At 73.0% G+C, this 16268-nt stretch carries 16 protein-coding genes; 13 read left to right on the top strand and 3 right to left on the bottom strand.

Translation table 11 applies throughout. From position 1 onward, the window contains the following. Window positions 1-261: 261 nt before the first annotated feature. From ACR9ZG_RS01920 to ACR9ZG_RS01930, 3 genes are all read left to right on the top strand, one after another. The gene (locus ACR9ZG_RS01920; RefSeq protein ID WP_481283179.1) at window positions 262-1590 is read left to right on the top strand and encodes a hemolysin family protein; all 1329 of its coding nucleotides are present in this window, start codon (window positions 262-264) and stop codon (window positions 1588-1590) included. After that, complete coding sequence (locus tag ACR9ZG_RS01925; RefSeq protein WP_481283132.1) at window positions 1583-2620, top strand: hemolysin family protein; 1038 nt, start codon at window positions 1583-1585, stop codon at window positions 2618-2620. The genes ACR9ZG_RS01920 and ACR9ZG_RS01925 overlap by 8 nt, the downstream gene beginning before the upstream one ends. Before the next feature lie 110 nt (window positions 2621-2730). Further along, window positions 2731-3108, top strand: coding sequence for a VOC family protein (locus ACR9ZG_RS01930; RefSeq protein WP_481283133.1), 378 nt, complete (start codon window positions 2731-2733; stop codon window positions 3106-3108). A 47-nt stretch (window positions 3109-3155) separates the two neighbouring features. Here the strand turns inward: ACR9ZG_RS01930 and ACR9ZG_RS01935 are convergent, their stop codons facing one another. Next, window positions 3156-4262, bottom strand: coding sequence for an NADH:flavin oxidoreductase/NADH oxidase (locus ACR9ZG_RS01935; protein ID WP_481283134.1), 1107 nt, complete (start codon window positions 4260-4262; stop codon window positions 3156-3158). An 8-nt stretch (window positions 4263-4270) separates the two neighbouring features. After that, a complete protein-coding gene (locus tag ACR9ZG_RS01940) occupies window positions 4271-4903 on the bottom strand; it encodes an HAD family hydrolase (RefSeq protein WP_481283135.1) in 633 nt (210 codons plus the stop codon). A gap of 51 nt (window positions 4904-4954) precedes the next feature. On the opposite strand from ACR9ZG_RS01940, the gene ACR9ZG_RS01945 reads away from it, so the two are divergent. From ACR9ZG_RS01945 to ACR9ZG_RS01965, 5 genes are all read left to right on the top strand, one after another. After that, window positions 4955-5824: an ADP-dependent NAD(P)H-hydrate dehydratase gene (locus ACR9ZG_RS01945; protein WP_481283136.1), complete on the top strand. Its 870-nt coding sequence runs from the start codon at window positions 4955-4957 to the stop codon at window positions 5822-5824. Window positions 5825-5876: 52 nt separating this feature from the next. Continuing rightward, the gene (locus ACR9ZG_RS01950; protein WP_481283137.1) at window positions 5877-7166 is read left to right on the top strand and encodes a hypothetical protein; all 1290 of its coding nucleotides are present in this window, start codon (window positions 5877-5879) and stop codon (window positions 7164-7166) included. 54 nt (window positions 7167-7220) lie between these two features. Further along, a complete protein-coding gene (locus ACR9ZG_RS01955; RefSeq protein ID WP_481283138.1) occupies window positions 7221-7526 on the top strand; it encodes a thiamine-binding protein in 306 nt (101 codons plus the stop codon). A gap of 46 nt (window positions 7527-7572) precedes the next feature. After that, a complete protein-coding gene (locus tag ACR9ZG_RS01960) occupies window positions 7573-8853 on the top strand; it encodes an MFS transporter (RefSeq protein ID WP_481283139.1) in 1281 nt (426 codons plus the stop codon). A 229-nt stretch (window positions 8854-9082) separates the two neighbouring features. Then, window positions 9083-9745, top strand: a complete 663-nt coding sequence (locus tag ACR9ZG_RS01965; RefSeq protein ID WP_481283140.1) for a class I SAM-dependent methyltransferase — start codon at window positions 9083-9085, stop codon at window positions 9743-9745. Between the two features lie 92 nt (window positions 9746-9837). On the opposite strand, the gene ACR9ZG_RS01970 is transcribed toward ACR9ZG_RS01965, so the two are convergent. Next, a complete protein-coding gene (locus ACR9ZG_RS01970) occupies window positions 9838-10812 on the bottom strand; it encodes an acetylxylan esterase (RefSeq protein WP_481283141.1) in 975 nt (324 codons plus the stop codon). A 52-nt stretch (window positions 10813-10864) separates the two neighbouring features. Between ACR9ZG_RS01970 and ACR9ZG_RS01975 the strand changes: the two genes are divergently transcribed. The 5 genes from ACR9ZG_RS01975 (at window position 10865) to ACR9ZG_RS01995 (ending at window position 16248) form a co-directional block, all read left to right on the top strand. Continuing rightward, window positions 10865-11896 (top strand): LacI family DNA-binding transcriptional regulator, encoded by a 1032-nt coding sequence (locus tag ACR9ZG_RS01975; RefSeq protein ID WP_481283142.1) that lies wholly within the window; start codon window positions 10865-10867, stop codon window positions 11894-11896. A 96-nt stretch (window positions 11897-11992) separates the two neighbouring features. Further along, a complete protein-coding gene (locus tag ACR9ZG_RS01980; protein WP_481283143.1) occupies window positions 11993-13180 on the top strand; it encodes a Gfo/Idh/MocA family protein in 1188 nt (395 codons plus the stop codon). Between the two features lie 38 nt (window positions 13181-13218). Then, window positions 13219-13911, top strand: coding sequence for a ThuA domain-containing protein (locus ACR9ZG_RS01985; RefSeq protein ID WP_481283144.1), 693 nt, complete (start codon window positions 13219-13221; stop codon window positions 13909-13911). Next, the gene (locus ACR9ZG_RS01990) at window positions 13896-15008 is read left to right on the top strand and encodes a Gfo/Idh/MocA family protein (RefSeq protein ID WP_481283145.1); all 1113 of its coding nucleotides are present in this window, start codon (window positions 13896-13898) and stop codon (window positions 15006-15008) included. The genes ACR9ZG_RS01985 and ACR9ZG_RS01990 overlap by 16 nt, the downstream gene beginning before the upstream one ends. Before the next feature lie 19 nt (window positions 15009-15027). Then, the gene (locus ACR9ZG_RS01995; RefSeq protein ID WP_481283146.1) at window positions 15028-16248 is read left to right on the top strand and encodes an ROK family transcriptional regulator; all 1221 of its coding nucleotides are present in this window, start codon (window positions 15028-15030) and stop codon (window positions 16246-16248) included. Window positions 16249-16268 lie beyond the last annotated feature (20 nt).

Consider the following 16268-nt stretch of genomic DNA (forward strand, 5'->3'; position numbering starts at 1 on the left):
GGTGCGGGGGTGGTCATCTCTGTTCCTTCCGGTGAGCGGTGCCGTCATGCTCGGACCGCGCGCTCGGGAGGCGCTGTGGCGCGTCGATGCGGAGGCTGGGAATCCGCCTCCCGATTCCTGTCATCCCGTACAGGGGCCGTCGCTATACTGACCGGGAAATGGACGACCCTCCCTCTCATAGCCCATTCCGTCTGCTGAGCCCGCGCACCCGGGGCACCGATCGTCGCGAGCGGGGTGACCGCCGTGCTCTATGAGTGGATCATGCTGGCCGTCGGCCTCCTGCTGACCCTCGGCACCGGGCTGTTCGTCGCGAGCGAGTTCGCGCTGGTCAACCTCGACCGCGGCGACCTGGAGGCCCGTCGTGAGCGGGGCGAGTCCCGGCTCACCATGACGATCGCGGCGCTGCGCATCACGTCGACCCACCTCTCCGCCGCCCAGCTCGGCATCACCCTGACGACGCTGCTCACCGGTTACACGATGGAGCCCGCGATCAGCTCGCTGCTGCGCGGCCCGCTGCTCGCGACCGGGCTGCCGGAGGGCGCGGTCACCCCGATCGCGTCGGTGGTCGCCATCGTCGTGGCGACCCTGCTGTCGATGATCCTCGGCGAGCTGGTGCCGAAGAACTTCGCGCTGGCGCTGCCGCTCGCGACGGCCAAGCTCGTCATCCCGTTCCAGACGGTGTTCACGACGGTCTTCCGGCCCTTCGTCGCCCTGCTCAACGGCACCGCCAACGGCTTCCTCCGCCTGCTCGGGATCGAGCCGAAGGAGGAGCTGTCCGGCGCGCGCACCGCGGACGAGCTGTCGTCGCTGGTGCGCCGCTCGGCCAGTGCCGGCGTGCTCGAGGAGGACACGGCAACGCTGCTCAGCCGCACCCTGGCCTTCTCGTCGCGCGACGCCTCCGACGTGATGACGCCGCGCCCGCGCATCGAGAGCGTGCGACGGACGGAGCCGGCGGAGGCCGTGATCGCGCTCACCCGCCGCACCGGCTACTCCCGCTTCCCGGTCGTCGACGACGACGTGGACGACGTGGTCGGCTTCGTTCACGTCAAGCAGGCGGTCGCCGTGCCGCGCGAGCGTCGCGCGAAAGTGCCGGTGTCGGCGCTGCAGACCGACGCGCTGCGCGTGCCGGAGACGATGAGCCTGGAGACGCTGCTCGGCGAGCTCCGCGGCCAGGGCTACCAGATGGCGGTCGTGGTCGACGAGTACGGCGGCACGTCGGGCATCGCGACGCTCGAGGACCTGGTCGAGGAGATCGTCGGCGAGGTCGCGGACGAGCACGACCGCACGCGGGCCGGCGTGGTCCGCGGCCGCGACTCCATCACGTTCCCCGGCATCCTCCGCCCCGACGAGCTGCTGGAGCGCGCGGGCGTCACCGTGCCGGAGGAGGGGCCGTACGAGACGGTCGCCGGGTTCGTCATGAACGAGCTCGGCCGCCTCCCGAAGGTCGGCGACGAGGTGCCGATCGAGGGCGGGACGCTGCGCGTCGAGCGCCTGGAGGGTCGCCGGGTCGACCGCATCCGCTACACGCCGGACCCGGAGGCGCCCGCCACCGGGGACGCGGCGACGAGCGAGAGGGGGCGCCATGAGTGACTGGGCAGGCATCGCCTGGCTGGTGGTGCTCCTCCTCGTCAACGCCTTCTTCGTCGGCGCCGAGTTCGCCGTGATCTCGGCCAGGCGCTCGCAGATCGAGCCGCTGGCCGAGCGCGGCAAGCGCAGCGCGAAGACCGCACTGGTCGCGATGGAGCACGCCACGCTCATGCTCGCGACGACGCAGCTGGGCATCACCGTGTGCTCGCTGCTGATCCTGAACGTGTCGGAACCGGCCATCCACCACCTGCTGGAGGGCCCCCTCCACCTCACCGGCCTGCCGGAGGAGGTCACGGGAACGATCGCATTCATCGTGACGCTGGTGCTCGTGTCGTTCCTGCACGTCGTGTTCGGCGAGATGGTGCCGAAGAACATCTCCTTCTCGATGCCGGACCGCGCGGCGCTGCTGCTCGCGCCTCCACTGGTCGCCATCGGGCGTGCGGTGCGGCCGATCATCGTCGCGCTCAACGCCTCCGCCAACGCCGTGCTGCGGCTCTTCGGGGTGGAGCCGAAGGACGAGGCCGCGAGCACCTTCACGCTCGACGAGGTGGCGACGATCGTCAACCAGTCGACCCGCGAGGGCGTGCTGACCGACCGCACGGGTGCGCTCACGGCGGCGTTCGAATTCACCGAGAAGAAGGTGCGCGACGTCATGGTGCTCCCCGGCACACTGATCTCGCTGCCGCCGTCGCCGACGCCGTCCGACGTCGAGAAGGCCGTCGCCAAGCACGGCTTCTCGCGCTACGTGGTGCCCGACGCCGACGGGGAGCCGACCGGCTACCTCCACCTCAAGGACGTGCTCGACCTGGAGGAGACCGGCTTCGAGCTGCCGGTGCCCGCCAAGCGCGTGCGCCGCCTCGTCACGGTGTTCGTCGACAGCGACCTGGAGGACGCGCTCGCGACCATGCGCCGCTCGGGCAGCCACCTCGCGCGGGCCGTGGACGGCGAGGGCGCGACCGCCGGCGTGCTGTTCCTCGAGGACATCATCGAGGAGCTGGTCGGCGAGGTGCAGGACGCGACCCGGCGCCGGTAGTCCGCCGCTCCACTCCGCTTCACCCGCCGCCGGCAGACCGGTGGGTCCAGCATCCCCGCCGCGCTGCTCGGCGCGTACGATGCCGCCCGGATAGAAGAGGAGGAATACTCATGTTGGAGTCATGCGTCACGTACTCCGTGCTTCCTGCCTCGGACCTGCGGCGGGCCACGGAGTGGTACCGCGACAAGCTCGAGCTCGAGCCGGAGGACACCATGGAGTCGGGGGTCCGGTATGCGACCGGCACCGACGCCAAGATCCTGATCTACGAGACGGCCAACGCCGGGACGGCCCAGAACACCGCGATGTGCTGGATCGTGCCCGACATCGAGGACGCCATGACGCGGATGCGGGGGAGGGGCGTCGTCTTCGAGGACTACGACTTCCCCGGGCTGAAGACCGAGAACGGCATCGCCACGGACAGCAGCGGCCGGTCCGCCTGGTTCCGTGACAGCGAGGGCAACTACCTCTGCCTCACCGAGCTCGCCTGAGGGCCGAGCCGCGCTGAGCGGCACGGCCGCTCAGCGCTGGCCGCCCCTCAGCGCTGCCCGGCGACCGACCGCGTGCGCCACATCGCGCGGCGGTACTGCGGCGGCCAGTAGTCGACCTCGACGCCCAGCTCGTGCGCGGCCCGCAGGGGGAAATGCGGGTCGCGCAGGAGCTCGCGGCCGAGCATGACGGCGTCCGCGCGGCCGCTCGCGACGATCTCCGCCGCGTGCTCCGCCTCGGTGATCAGGCCGACGGCGCTCACGTCCACCTCCGCCGAGCTGCGCACGTGCTGCGCGAACGGGACCTGGTAGCCGGGCTCGACCGGGATGCGGACGCCGGGGGCGATGCCGCCGCTGGAGATGTCGAAGAAGTCGGCTCCCGCCTCCTGCGCCCAGCCGGCGACCGTCGCGGTCTGGTGCTCGTCCCAGCCGCCCTCGACCCAGTCGCTGCCGGAGAACCGGACGAACAGCGGCACGTCGTCGCCGACCTCCTCGCGCACCTCCGCCGTGATGCGCAGGAGCAGCCGCGCGCGGTTCTCGAGCGAGCCGCCATACTCGTCGGTGCGGTGGTTGGCGAGCGGGGAGAGGAACTGGTGCAGCAGGTAGCCGTGAGCCGCGTGCAGCTCCAGCACCTGGAATCCGGCGTCGACCGACCGGCGGGCCGCGGCGCGGAAGTCGGCGACGACCTTCTCGATGCCGGCGAGGTCGAGCGCGTCGGGAACCGCGTAGTCGTCGAAGGCGACAGCAGAGGGGGCGACGGGCGTCCAGCCTCCCTCGTCCACCGGCACGGAGCCCGTGCGACCCTCGAAGCCCCAGGCGGCCCAGGTCGACGCCTTGCGCCCGGCGTGGGCGAGCTGGATCCCCGGGACGGCGCCCTGCTCGGCGATGAATGCGGCGATCGGACGCCAGGCATCGGCCTGCTCGTCCGTCCAGATACCCGTGTCCTGCGGCGAGATGCGGCCCTCGGGGCTGACCGCCGTCGCCTCCGTGAACACGATGCCGCTGCCGCCGGAGGCCAGGGCGCCCAGGTGCACCAGCTGCCAGGTCTGCGGCACGCCGGACTGGTCGAGGACCGAGTACATGCACATCGGCGAGGTCCAGATGCGGTTGCGGGCCGTGACGCCGCGCAGCGTGAAGGGATCGAAGAGAGAGGCCATGTACCGATTCAAGTCGCGAGCGACTGAAGATATGCCCGGAGGTCAGCGGCGGTCGTGAAGACGTGGCCGGCGATCCCGACCGCCTCGGCGCCGTGCACGTTCTCCTCCTTGTTGTCGATGAACACCGCCTGGTCGGCCGTGACGCCGAGCTCGTCGAGGACGTGCTGGAAGATCTCCGGGCCCGGCTTGCTCGTCCCGAGCTCTCCGCTGACGAAGACCTTCTCGAACAGGTCGCCGAGCGAACCGTTGCGGTAGTACGAGCCGAAGTCGCGCCCGGCGTTCGAGAGGAGCGCCAGGCGCGTCCCTCCCGCCTTCAGGTCGACCAGCACGTCGAGCGTCTCGCGGTCGATGGTGAGCCAGCTCCGGAAGTCGGCCAGCCACAGCCGGTGGATCGTCGCGTCGCCCCACTGCTCGCCCAGCTCGCGCTCGATGCTGCGCCAGTACTGCTGGATGCTCAGGGTGCCCTGGTCGAGCGCCGCACGGTGCCGCCAGTACGCCGGCCAGAAGACGTCCGCGTCGCCGCCGGCCAGCGCGGTGAGCGCCGCACGGTCCTCGTCGCTGGGGGTGAGCGAGATGACCTCGCCGTAGTCGAACACGACGACCCTGCCGGGAATGCTGATGGCGCGCTCGCTGGTGACCATGCCGCCAGCCTAGGGCGCGGACGGAGCATATGGTGTGGGACGGAGGTGCCGATGAGCGAGGTCAGGCAGTGGGAGGCGCGCGACGCCGCGCAGTGGATCGCCGTGCCGGAGGAGGCGAGCGACAAGTACACGCGGGGCGTGCTGGGCGTCGTGACGGGATCGGACCTGTATCCCGGAGCAGCGGTGCTGGGCGTGGAGGCGGCGGCGCGCACGGGTGTCGGCATGATCCGCTACCTCGGGGCGTCCCGTCCGGCCGAGGAGGTGCTGCGCCGTCGCCCGGAGGTGGTCACCGCGCCGGGTCGGGTGCAGGCGTGGCTGATCGGATCGGGCATGGACGCCTCCACCCGGCCGGAGGACGACGCGCTGCGCCTGCGCCGCGCCATCGAGGACGGCACGCCGCTCGTGATCGACGCCGGCGCCCTCGACCTCGTCAGCGACGCCGCCGGACCCGTCGTGATCACACCGCATTTCCGCGAGCTCGCCGGCGTGATCGCCCGGGCGGAGGAGGACGGATCGCAGGCGCCCAGCGCCGCCGACATCGCCGACGACCCGGGCGGGTGGGCGCTGCGCGCCTCCCACCTCCTCGGGGTGACGGTGCTGCTCAAGGGGCACACCACCCACGTCGCCACGCCCGCCGGGACGCACCGGGCGGTGACCGCCGGCCCGCCGTGGCTCGCCACCGCGGGCAGCGGCGACGTGCTCGGCGGCGTGCTGGGCGCGCTGGTCGCGACCCACGAGGAGGTGCTGTCCGGAACGCGCGAGGAGGCGCTGGAGGCGCTCGCCGCGCTCGCCGCGACGGCCGCCTGGGTGCACGGCCGGGCGGGGGAGCGCGCGTCAGGAGGCGGCCCGATCGTCGCTCTCGACATCGCGGGCGAGCTCGCGGGGGTCGTGCGCGAGCTGGTGGCGGACGGCGTCGCGTAGCGGCTCCCGGTCTGGGCGGGCCCACCGCGGTCGTCCCCTAGGATGAGGGCTCATGGGGATGCTCCGGCGGGTCGCGGCGAGCCCCTTCGCCCTCTGGATCGCGTTCCTCCTCGTGCACCTCGTCGTCGGCGGCCTCGCGCTCGTCGGCGGCAAGGGCCTCGGCGACGTCATCTTCGTCTACGAGCCGTGGGCGCGGCTGGCGGCGATCGGCAGCTCGGTCGTCGGCGTCACGACGGACTGGGTGTACCCGTTCGGCGCCTTCGTGCCGATCATGCTGCCGCTGCTGTTCGGCGTCGACAACTACGTCGGCGGCTGGCTGACGCTCGTCCTGCTGGTCGACGCGGCCGCTTTCGCCGTGCTGATCGTCGGCCGGGAGCCGCGGCGCCTGGCGGCCGCCTGGTGGTGGCTGGCGTTCCTCCTGCTCCTCGGCCCGATCGCGGTCGGCCGGCTCGACGCCTTCTCGGCGGCGCTCTCGATCGTGGGACTGCTCTGGCTGACGGTGCACGAGAAGGCCGCGGTCGCCGTGCTGACCATCGCCACCTGGATCAAGGTGTGGCCGGCGGCGCTGCTGGCCGCGGCCGTCGTCGCGTTCCGCACCCGGTGGCGGATCGTCTCGGTGGCCGTGGTGACCTCCCTGATCATCGTCGCCGTCCCGCTCATCTTCGGCGCCGGGATGCACGTGCTCAGCTTCATCACGGCGCAGACCGCCCGTGGCATCCAGGTCGAGGCTCCGGTCAGCACCTTCTGGATGTGGCAGGCGCTGCTGCGCGTGCCGGGGGCCCAGGTCTACTACGACGCCGCCCTCAACACGTTCCAGGTCAGCGGCGCCGGGACGGCCGCGGCGGGTGAGCTGATGAACCCGCTGTTCGCCGTGTCGGCCGTCGTGACCGTGCTGATCGGCATCCGCGCCGTGCTGCGCGACACCCCGGTGACCCGGGTGCTGCCGGAGCTGTCGCTGGCGCTCGTCACGGCCTTCATCGCCTTCAACAAGGTGGGCTCGCCGCAGTACGTCGCCTGGCTCGCGGCACCGGTCGTCATCGGGCTCGCGTACCAGGGCCGGGGATTCCGCACGCCGGCGATCCTTGTCGGCATCATCGCCGCGCTGACGCAGGTGTTCTACCCGTTCCTGTATGACTGGCTGCTGGCGCTCGATCCGTGGCTCGTCGTGGTGCTGACCGTGCGCAACGCGATGTACTTCGCCGTGCTCGCCTGGGCGGTCGCGGCGCTGTGGCGGAAGCGGCACCGGGCGGAGGCGGCGCTGGATCTGCTGCCCGCGCACGCCTGGCCGTTCCGCACGCCGCGCGGCGCCGAGCCGCAGCCGGCGACGGTGGAGCGGCACTGACCCGCGCAGAACTGATCGCGCCTCCCGAACGGGAGGCCGGAGTGAGGAGGAAACATGCTGGTGGCATTCTCGGTGGCCCCGAGCGGGGGAGAGGGGCCGGACGCGTCGGTGCACGACGCGGTCGCGGCGGCCGTGCGGATCGTGCGCGAGTCGGGCCTCCCGAACCGCACCTCGTCGATGTTCACGGAGATCGAGGGGGAGTGGGACGAGGTCTTCGACGTGATCCGCCGCGCGACGGAGGCGGTCGGGCAGTACGGGAGCCGGGTGTCGCTGGTGCTGAAGGCCGACATCCGCCCCGGGTACAGCGGCGAGATCGACGGCAAGGTGGAGCGGCTGGAGGAGGCGCTGCGCGAGCAGTGAGCGCGGCGGGCCAGCGTGGTCGAAACGATTCGACTAAGCTGAACCGGTGAACCCGCTTACCGACGGGCCGACGCGGATGTCGTCGGCCCGTACTCGTCTTGCCCTCCTGGCCCTCGCCCTCGGCGGCTTCGGCATCGGCTCCACCGAGTTCGTCGCGATGGGGCTGCTGCCCAACATCGCGCACGACCTCCTGCCGCAGCTGTACGCGCAGTCCACCACCGAGGCGAACGCGCAGGCGGGGTGGATCATCTCGGCGTACGCGCTCGGCGTCGTCGTCGGCGCGCCGACCATCGCCGCGTTCGCCGCGCGGCTGCCGCGCAAGCAGCTGCTGCTGTGGCTGGCCGCCGCCTTCACGCTCGGCACGATCGCCTCCGCACTCGCGCCCACCTTCCCGCTGGTGATGCTGGCGCGGTTCGTGTCGGCGCTGCCGCACGGCGCCTACTTCGGGATCGCGTCGCTGGTCGCCGCCTCGCTCATGGGGCCGGGCAAGCGCGGGCAGGGTGTGGCGTTCGTCCTGTCGGGGCTCACGATCGCGAACGTCATCGGCGTGCCGTTCATCACCTGGATCGGGCAGGCGCACGGCTGGCGCATCGCGTACCTCGTGGTCGCCGCGATCTTCGCGCTGACGTTCGTGGCGATCTGGCTGCTCGTGCCGCTGCAGCCGGGCAACCCGGCGGCGACGCTGCGCAACGAGCTGCGGGCGTTCGGCCGGCTGCAGGTGTGGCTCGCGCTGCTGATCGGCGCGATCGGCTTCGGCGGGTTCTTCGCCGTGTACACGTACATCGCGCCGATCGTGACGACCGTCACCGGGCTGCCGGAGTCGTCCGTGCCGCTGGTGCTGGTGCTCATCGGCGTCGGGATGACGGTCGGCAACCTCCTGGGCGGACGCATGGCCGACCGCAGCGTGAAGCGCGGGATGCTGCTGTTCTTCGGCGTGCTGCTGGTATCGCTGGCGGCGCTGTGGCTCACGGCGTGGAGCGTGGTGGGGCTGCTGGTCTCGGTGTTCGTCGTCGCCGCGGCGTGCTCGGCGCTGTCGCCGATGATCCAGACCCGGCTGATGGATGTCGCCCACGACAGCCAGTCGATCGCCGCCGCCCTCAACCACTCGGCGCTGAACATCGCGAACGCGGCGGGCGCCTACCTCGGCGGCCTGACGATCGCCGCGGGCCTCGGCTACCTGTCGCCGATCGTGGTGGGCGGGATCCTGTGCGTGGCGGGCATCGTGCTCGCGTTCGTGTCGTTCGGCATCGACCGCTCGCGCGAGCGCCGCGGCGTCGACACCGGCGTCGTGCATGCCCAGCGCCCCGACCCCGTCCCGGTCGACTAGCCGGCCCGGGGGGGGCGGCGGGGGGGCCCCCCCCCCCCCGGGGGGGGGGGGGGGGGCCGGCGGGCCGGGGGGGCCCCCTCCCCCCCCCCCCCCGCCGCCCCCCAAACGCCTTGCCCCCCGCGGGGCGGGGGGGGCGCGGCGCCGCACGGCGTGTTGCGACAACTCGATCGCGGCGGGGGCGTCGGAGGGAGGGGGTGCGTCAGAGGGAGGGGGCGTTTAGGCTGCGGGGGTGTCCGAGACTGACCACGAGGCGGCCCGCGCCGAGATCCGGCGCCGGTTCGACGACCGCGCGCCCACCTACGACGAGAGCCCGATGCACCGCGGGCTGGCCGAGGCGGTCGCCGACTTCATCGTGCGGGAGCTCCCGCGCGACGCGGAGGGCCTCCCACGTCCGCTGGACGTGCTCGACGTCGCGACCGGCACCGGCCTGGTCCTCCGCGCCCTGCGCGCCCGCGGCGTCACCGGCACGATCATCGGCGCCGACCTCTCACCGCGGATGGTGGAGGTCGCGCGTTCGCATCTCCCCGGCGCCGAGATCGTCACCGCGGACGCCGCGAGCCTGCCGGTCCCGGATGCCTCGGTCGATCTCGTCACGTGCGTCACCGGCCTCCAGCTGTTCCCCGACACGGCGGCCGCCATCGCCGAGTGGAGGCGCGTGCTGCGTCCGGGCGGACGCGCCGTCACCGGCTCCTTCGTGTCGTTCGACGCCGGCCGGCACCGGGCCGCGCCGCCGCCCGCGCTGCTGCACCACGAGCCGTTCCGCAGCGTGGAGGCGCTGAACGCGACGTTCGCCCCCATCGGCCTGCGGGTCGGCCGGCACGAGCAGTGGACCGACGGCGCAGAGGTGCTCCTCATCGCCGAGCTGCTGCCGGTGGTTGCTCCGGAGGTCTGAGCCGGCACGCCGGGTGGCGACGCGCAACTCCGGAGATCGAGCCGGGCTTGACCGCGGGCTCCGGAGTCGCGAGATGCGGTGCGCCAGTGGAGTCAGGCGGTGAACCGCTCCGCGAGCCACGCCGCCTGCTTGTGCCACTGCGCGGTGGAGCCGCCCTCGTGGTCGTTGAACGGGTACACCTCGATCGCGCGGTCCTCCGCGGCCAGGTGGTTGTAGGCGGCGAAGGTCGTCGACGGCGGCACGACGCTGTCCATCAGCGCCACGGAGAACAGCGAGGGTGCGTGGATGCGGCGGGCGAAGTTCACCCCGTCGAAGTACGACAGCGTCTCGAACACGCGGTCGACCTGGTCGCGGTGCACGGACAGGTAGGTGGCGAGCTCGACGAACGGACCGCCCGCCGCGACCTCGGCCCCGCGGCGGTAGGCGCAGAGGAAGGCGACGTCCGGCAGCACCGCCGCGACACCGTCCGCGAGCGCGCCGGCGGCCAGCGCGATGCCGCCGCCCTGGCTGCCGCCGGTGACGGCGACGCGGCCGGCGTCCACGAACGGGAGGTCGCGGGTCGCGTCGACCAGGCGCACGGCGTCGGTGAACACCCGGCGGTAGAAGTGCTCGTGCGGGTCGTGGATGCCGCGCGTCATGAAGCCGGAGGTGGCGGGGCCTGACCCGTGCGGGTCGGGGGTGTCGCCTCCGGAGCCCCAGCCTCCGCCCTGTCCGCGGGTGTCCATGAACACGTGCACGTAGCCGGCCAGCGCCCAGTCGACGTACTCGCCGGCGAGGCCGCGGCTGCCGTTGTAGCCCTGGAACTGGACGACGGCCGGCAGCGGGCCCGACGCGTCCTTCGGCCGCGACACCCAGGCGCGCACCGGCTCGCCGCCGAAGCCGGGGAAGGTGAGGTCCTCGATGATCAGCTGGTTCACGGGGGTCGTCGCGGGCGCCAGCACCGCCTCTCCGCCGGCCGCGCGCGACTCCGCGAGCGTGTCGGCCCAGAAGGCGTCGAAGTCTGCGGGCTCCGCCACATCCGGGCGGAACGCCTGCAGCTCGGCGAGGGTGAGGTCGGTGAGGGGCATCGGTCGCTCCAGGATCGTCGTCGGTCGGGGTCGGGCGTGACACAGTTGCTGCATGCCCGAACGCACGCTACCGGTTCCCGGTCGCCCGACGCTGGAGGCGATCGCCCGCGCGGCGAACGTCTCGCTGTCGACCGTCTCCAAGGTGCTCAACGGCCGGCCCGGCGTCTCGACGGCCACCCGGCGGCGCGTGGAGGAGCTGCTCCTGGACTCCGGGTACGCCCGGCGCGGAGCCGATCCCGAGCGCGGCGGGATCGTGGAGCTGGTGGTCACCGACCTCGGCAGCGAGTGGGCGGTCGAGCTGATCCGCGGCGTGGAGCGGGTGACGCGGGAGGCGGGGCTCGTGCTCGCGCTCTCGGTGCTGGGCGACCACCTCCAGCCGGCCGCCGACTGGCTCCCGGGTGTGCTGCAGCGCAAGCCGGTCGCGGTCGTGCTCACCTTCTCGGACCTCACCGCCGAGCAGCGGCGGCAGTTGCGCGCCCGCAATATCCCGTTCGTGGTGCTCGACCCCGCCGGCGATCCGCCCCCGGAGGCGCCGGCGATCGGCGCCACCAACTGGGCGGGCGGGATGTCCGCCACGCGCCACCTCCTGGAGCTCGGCCATCGCCGGATCGCCCTCGTCTCGGGGCCGGAGGACCTGCTCTGCTCGCGGGCGCGGTCGGCGGGCTTCCACTCGGCGATGGCGGAGGCGGGGGCCGCGGTCGATCCGGCGCTGGTCGGCGCCGTGGAGTTCAGCCGCGCCGACGGCGAGCGGGAGGCGCGGCGCCTGCTCGCGCTCGCCGAGCCGCCGACCGCGATCGTGACGGGCAACGACCTCCAGGCGCTCGGTGTGCTCGACGCCGCGTATGCGCTCGGGCTCGAGGTGCCGGGAGACCTGTCGGTCGTCGGCTTCGACGACGTCGCGCCCGCGCGGTGGGCGCGACCGGCGCTGACCACCGTGCGGCAGCCGCTGCGCGAGATGGCGGAGGAGGCGGCGCGACTGGCCCTGCGGCTGCGCGCCGGCACGGCCGACACCACCCGGATGGAGCTCGCCACGTCGCTGGTGGTGCGGGAGTCGACGGCGCCACCGCGCACGAAAGTTTTCTGACTCCGCCGGGAAACTTGCGAGCCTCCCCGACGCCGCCATAGCGTCGCATCGCGGCCACCGCGCCGCGACGAGCACGCACGCGAAGGAGCGACACGGATGACCGATTCCCCGCAGCAGCTACGGGTCGCCATGGTCGGTTACGGCTTCATGGGAGCCGCGCACTCGCAGGGCTGGCGCGTCGCTCCGCGGTTCTTCGACCTCCCGGCCGAGCCGGTCATGCGCACCATCGTCGGACGCGACCGCAGCCGGGTGGAGGCCGCCCGGGCGAAGTTCGGCTGGGAGCACGCGGAGACCGACTGGCGGCGGGTGATCGAGGACCCGGAGATCGACGTGGTGGACATCTGCTCGCCCGGATCGTCGCACGCCGAGATCGCGATCGCGGCCCTGGACGCCGGCAAGCACGTGCTGTGCGAGAAGCCGCTCGCGAACACCGTCGCCGAGGCGGAGGCCATGACCGCTGCCGCGGAGCGCGCGGCCGCCAGCGGGGTGAAGTCGATGGTCGGCTTCAGCTACCGGCGCGTGCCGGCGATCGGCTACGCCCGGCGGCTGGTGCAGGAGGGCCGGCTCGGCACGATCCGCCAGGTGCGCGCCCTGTACCTCCAGGACTGGCTGGTCGACGAGAACGGCCCGATGACGTGGCGGCTCGACAAGGACGCCGCCGGCTCCGGCTCCCTCGGCGACATCGGCGCGCACGCCGTCGACCTCGTCGAGCACCTGACCGGCTCGCTGCTGCAGAGCGTGTCTGGCACCCTCACGACCTTCGTGGAGGAGCGGCCGCTGCTGGGGGAGTCCGTCGGGCTCTCCGGCACCGCCTCCGACCGTCGCGGCGCCGTCACCGTCGACGATGCCGCCTGGTTCACCGCCCGGCTGGAGGGCGGCGCTGCCGCGGGCGCGATCGGCGCCTTCGAGGCTACGCGCTATGCGACCGGGCGCAAGAACGCCCTGCGCATCGAGCTCAGCGGGTCACGCGGCGCCATCGCCTTCGACCTCGAGTCGATGAACGAGCTGCAGTTCTACGACGCCACCGCTCCCGCCGGCGAGCAGGGCTTCACCCGCATCATCGTGACCGAGCCCGAGCATCCCTACATGGCGAACTGGTGGCCGACCGGTCACGCGATCGGCTACGAGCACGCGTTCAGCCACGAGGTCAAGGACTTCGTGGAGGCGATCGCGGGCGGAGGCGACCCGGAGCCGTCGTTCGCCGACGGCCTCCACGTGCAGCGCGTCCTCGCCGCCGTCGAGCGCAGCGCCGCTGCGGGCAGCGCCTGGACCACCACCGACTGAGCACCCCGACCGACCCGACTCACTCCCCGGAAGGAAGCATGACCAAGCAGGCCCTCGTCGTCCGCGGCGGCTGGGACGGGCACATGCCCGTCGAGACCACCGACCTCTTCATCCCGTTCCTCGAACGGAACGGCTTCGACGTGCGGGTGGAGGAGGGCACGCCCGTCTACGCCGACGCCGCCTTCATGGACACCGTCGATCTGATCCTCCAGATCAACACCATGAACACCATCCAGGACGACGAGTTCCGGGGCCTGCAGCGAGCCGTGCTCGGCGGCGCCGGGCTGGCCGGCTGGCACGGCGGCATCGCCGACTCCTACCGCAACAACGCCGACTACTTGCACATGATCGGCGGCCAGTTCGCGCACCACGCGGGCAAGGACCCGGCCGAGCGGGTCGGCGAGCAGTCGGACAACTACATCCCCTACACCGTCCACATCACCGAGTACGGCAGGACGCATCCCATCACCGAGGGGATCGACGACTTCGACCTCGTCACCGAGCAGTACTGGGTGCTGAGCGACGAGTACAACGACGTGCTGGCCACGACCACGCAGGAGGTCCGGCCCTGGGATGCGTGGCACCGTCCCGTCACCTCGCCCGCGATCTGGACGCGGCAATGGGGGGACGGCCGCATCTTCGTCTCGGCACCCGGCCACCGGCTGGAGATCGTCGAGTCGCAGCCCGTCCGGACCATCATCGAGCGGGGGCTGCTGTGGGCCGCCCGCTGAACGTCGGGGTCGTCGGCGTCGGCGTGATCAGCCGCCAGTACTTCGCCGAGTTCCCGAAGCTGCCGAACCTCCGCCTGAGCGCGGTCGCCGACCTCGACGTCGAGCGGGCGGCCGCGGTCGCCGCCGAGCAGAGCGTCGACGGCCGCACGGTGGAGGCGCTGAGCGTCGACGCCCTGCTGGAGCATCCCGCGATCGACGTCGTGCTCAACCTCACCATCCCGAAGGCGCACGCCGAGGTGGCCCTCCGGGCGCTCGACGCGGGCAAGCACGTCTACGGCGAGAAGCCGCTGGCGCTGACCACCGCGGAGGCGCGTCCGATCCTGGAGCGCGCCCAGGCGACGGGCCTGCGCGTCGGCAGCGCGCCGGACACCGTGCTCGGCACCGGCATCCAGACCGCCAGGGCGCTGCTCGACGATGGCCGCATCGGCGCGCCCGTCGCGGCCGCCGCCTCCTGGAGCTCGCCGGGTCACGAGCTGTGGCACCCCGCACCCGGGTTCTACTACCAGCCGGGAGGCGGCCCGCTGTTCGACATGGGGCCGTACTACCTGACCAGCCTGGTGACGTTCTTCGGTCCGGTCGTCCGGGTCTCGGGCGCCACCGGCCGGTCGGCGCGCTCGCGCACCATCGGCACCGGGCCGTCCGCCGGCGCGGCGATCCCGGTGGAGGTGGAGACGCACGTGACGGCCATCCTGGAGCACGCCTCCGGCGTCGTCTCGACCGTCACCATGTCGTTCGACGTGTGGGCCACGCGCGTGCCGCTGTTCGAGGTCTACGGGACGGACGGCACGATCGCCGTGCCCGACCCGAACCACTTCTCGCTGCCGGTCGCGGTGGCGACCTCCGCCGATCCCGGGTTCCGGGAGGTGCCGGTGGCCGCCGGCTACGCGGACGCGGGCCGCGGGTACGGCCTGGCCGACCTCGCGCGCGCCATCGAGACGGACCGCCCGGCCCGCGCCTCCGGCGAGCTCGCGTTCCACGTGCTGGAGATCATGGAGGCGGTGCTGCGCGCGGGCGCGGAGCACGAGGTCGTGACGCTCGCCTCCACGGTGGAGCGGCCGGAGGTGGTGCCGCTCGGCGCGCGTCCCGACACCTGGTGACGCGCACTATTGTCGGAACATGTCCGCGCCCGACCTGAGTTCCGTCCGCCCCGGCTCGGGCGGCGCGACCGAGGTCCTGCGCCGGGGCAACCTCGCGAGCATCCTCGGGCTCGTCCACCGCGACGGCACCCTCTCGCGCAGTGACCTGACCCGGCTGACGGGGCTCAACCGCTCGACGGTCGGGGATCTCGTCGCCGAGCTCGCCGCGCTGGGCCTGGTCACGGTCGACGAGTCACCCGTCGCCGGGCCCGGGGAGCGCGCGCCGCGCGGGCGCCCGAGTCCGCTGGTGAGCGCCACCGACCGCGTTGCCGCCGTCGCGGTGAATCCCGAGGTGGACGCCGTGCTGGTCGGCCTCGTCGGCCTGGGCGGCCGCGTCCTCAAGCGGGTCAGGATCGAGACGGCCACCGCGCGCTCGGCGGGCGAGACCGTGACGCTGGCCGCCGCGGGCATCGCCGGCATGCTGGCGGGGGAGAGCGGGATGCGCGTCGTCGGGATCGGCGTCGCCGTGCCGGGACAGGTCCGGCTGTCAGACGGCACGGTCCGCGAGGCGACGCACTTCGGCTGGGTGGAGGAGCCGCTCGCGGCGATGCTGGAGCGCGCGACCGGGTACCGGGCGTGGGCGGCGAACGCGGCGGTCCTGGCCCTGCGCGCCGAGAGCGCGTTCGGCGCCGGGCGCGGGATCGACGACCTCGTGTACCTGATCGGAGGCGCGTCGGGCATCGGCGGCGGCGCGATCAGCGGCGGCCGGCTGCTCACCGGGGCCGCCGGCTACGCGGGGGAGTTCGGCCACACCTTCGTGCGCACCGATGGCAGGCAGTGCTCGTGCGGCTCGCGCGGCTGCCTGGAGGCCGAGGTCACCCAGGCCGAGCTGCTCGCGTCCGTCGGCCTGTCGTCCGCCGACGCGCTGCTGCTCGGCGACCGCCTGGCCACGACGGATGACGCGGCGGCCCGCGCGCTCGTCCGGCGCGACTACGACCTGCTCCGCATCGCGGCGCGCAGCGCCGTCAACGTCTTCAACCCGACCAGGGTCGTCCTGAGCGGATTCCTGGCCGCGCTGTACCGCGGCGCACGCGCGCACGGTGCTCCCGACCTGCTCGAGGAGGCCGTGCGCTCCGTGCGCGAGGGGGTGGCCGTCGCCGAGGCCGAGCTGGGAGCGGATCAGCTGCTGATCGGCGCCGCCGAGCTCGTGTTCGCGGAGCTCATCGCCGATCCCGCCCGGGCCCTCGCCGGCGCCGCCTGACCTCGGCGGGCGCGCTGGGG

Source organism: Leifsonia sp. KNZ12-8B (genome assembly GCF_056755495.1).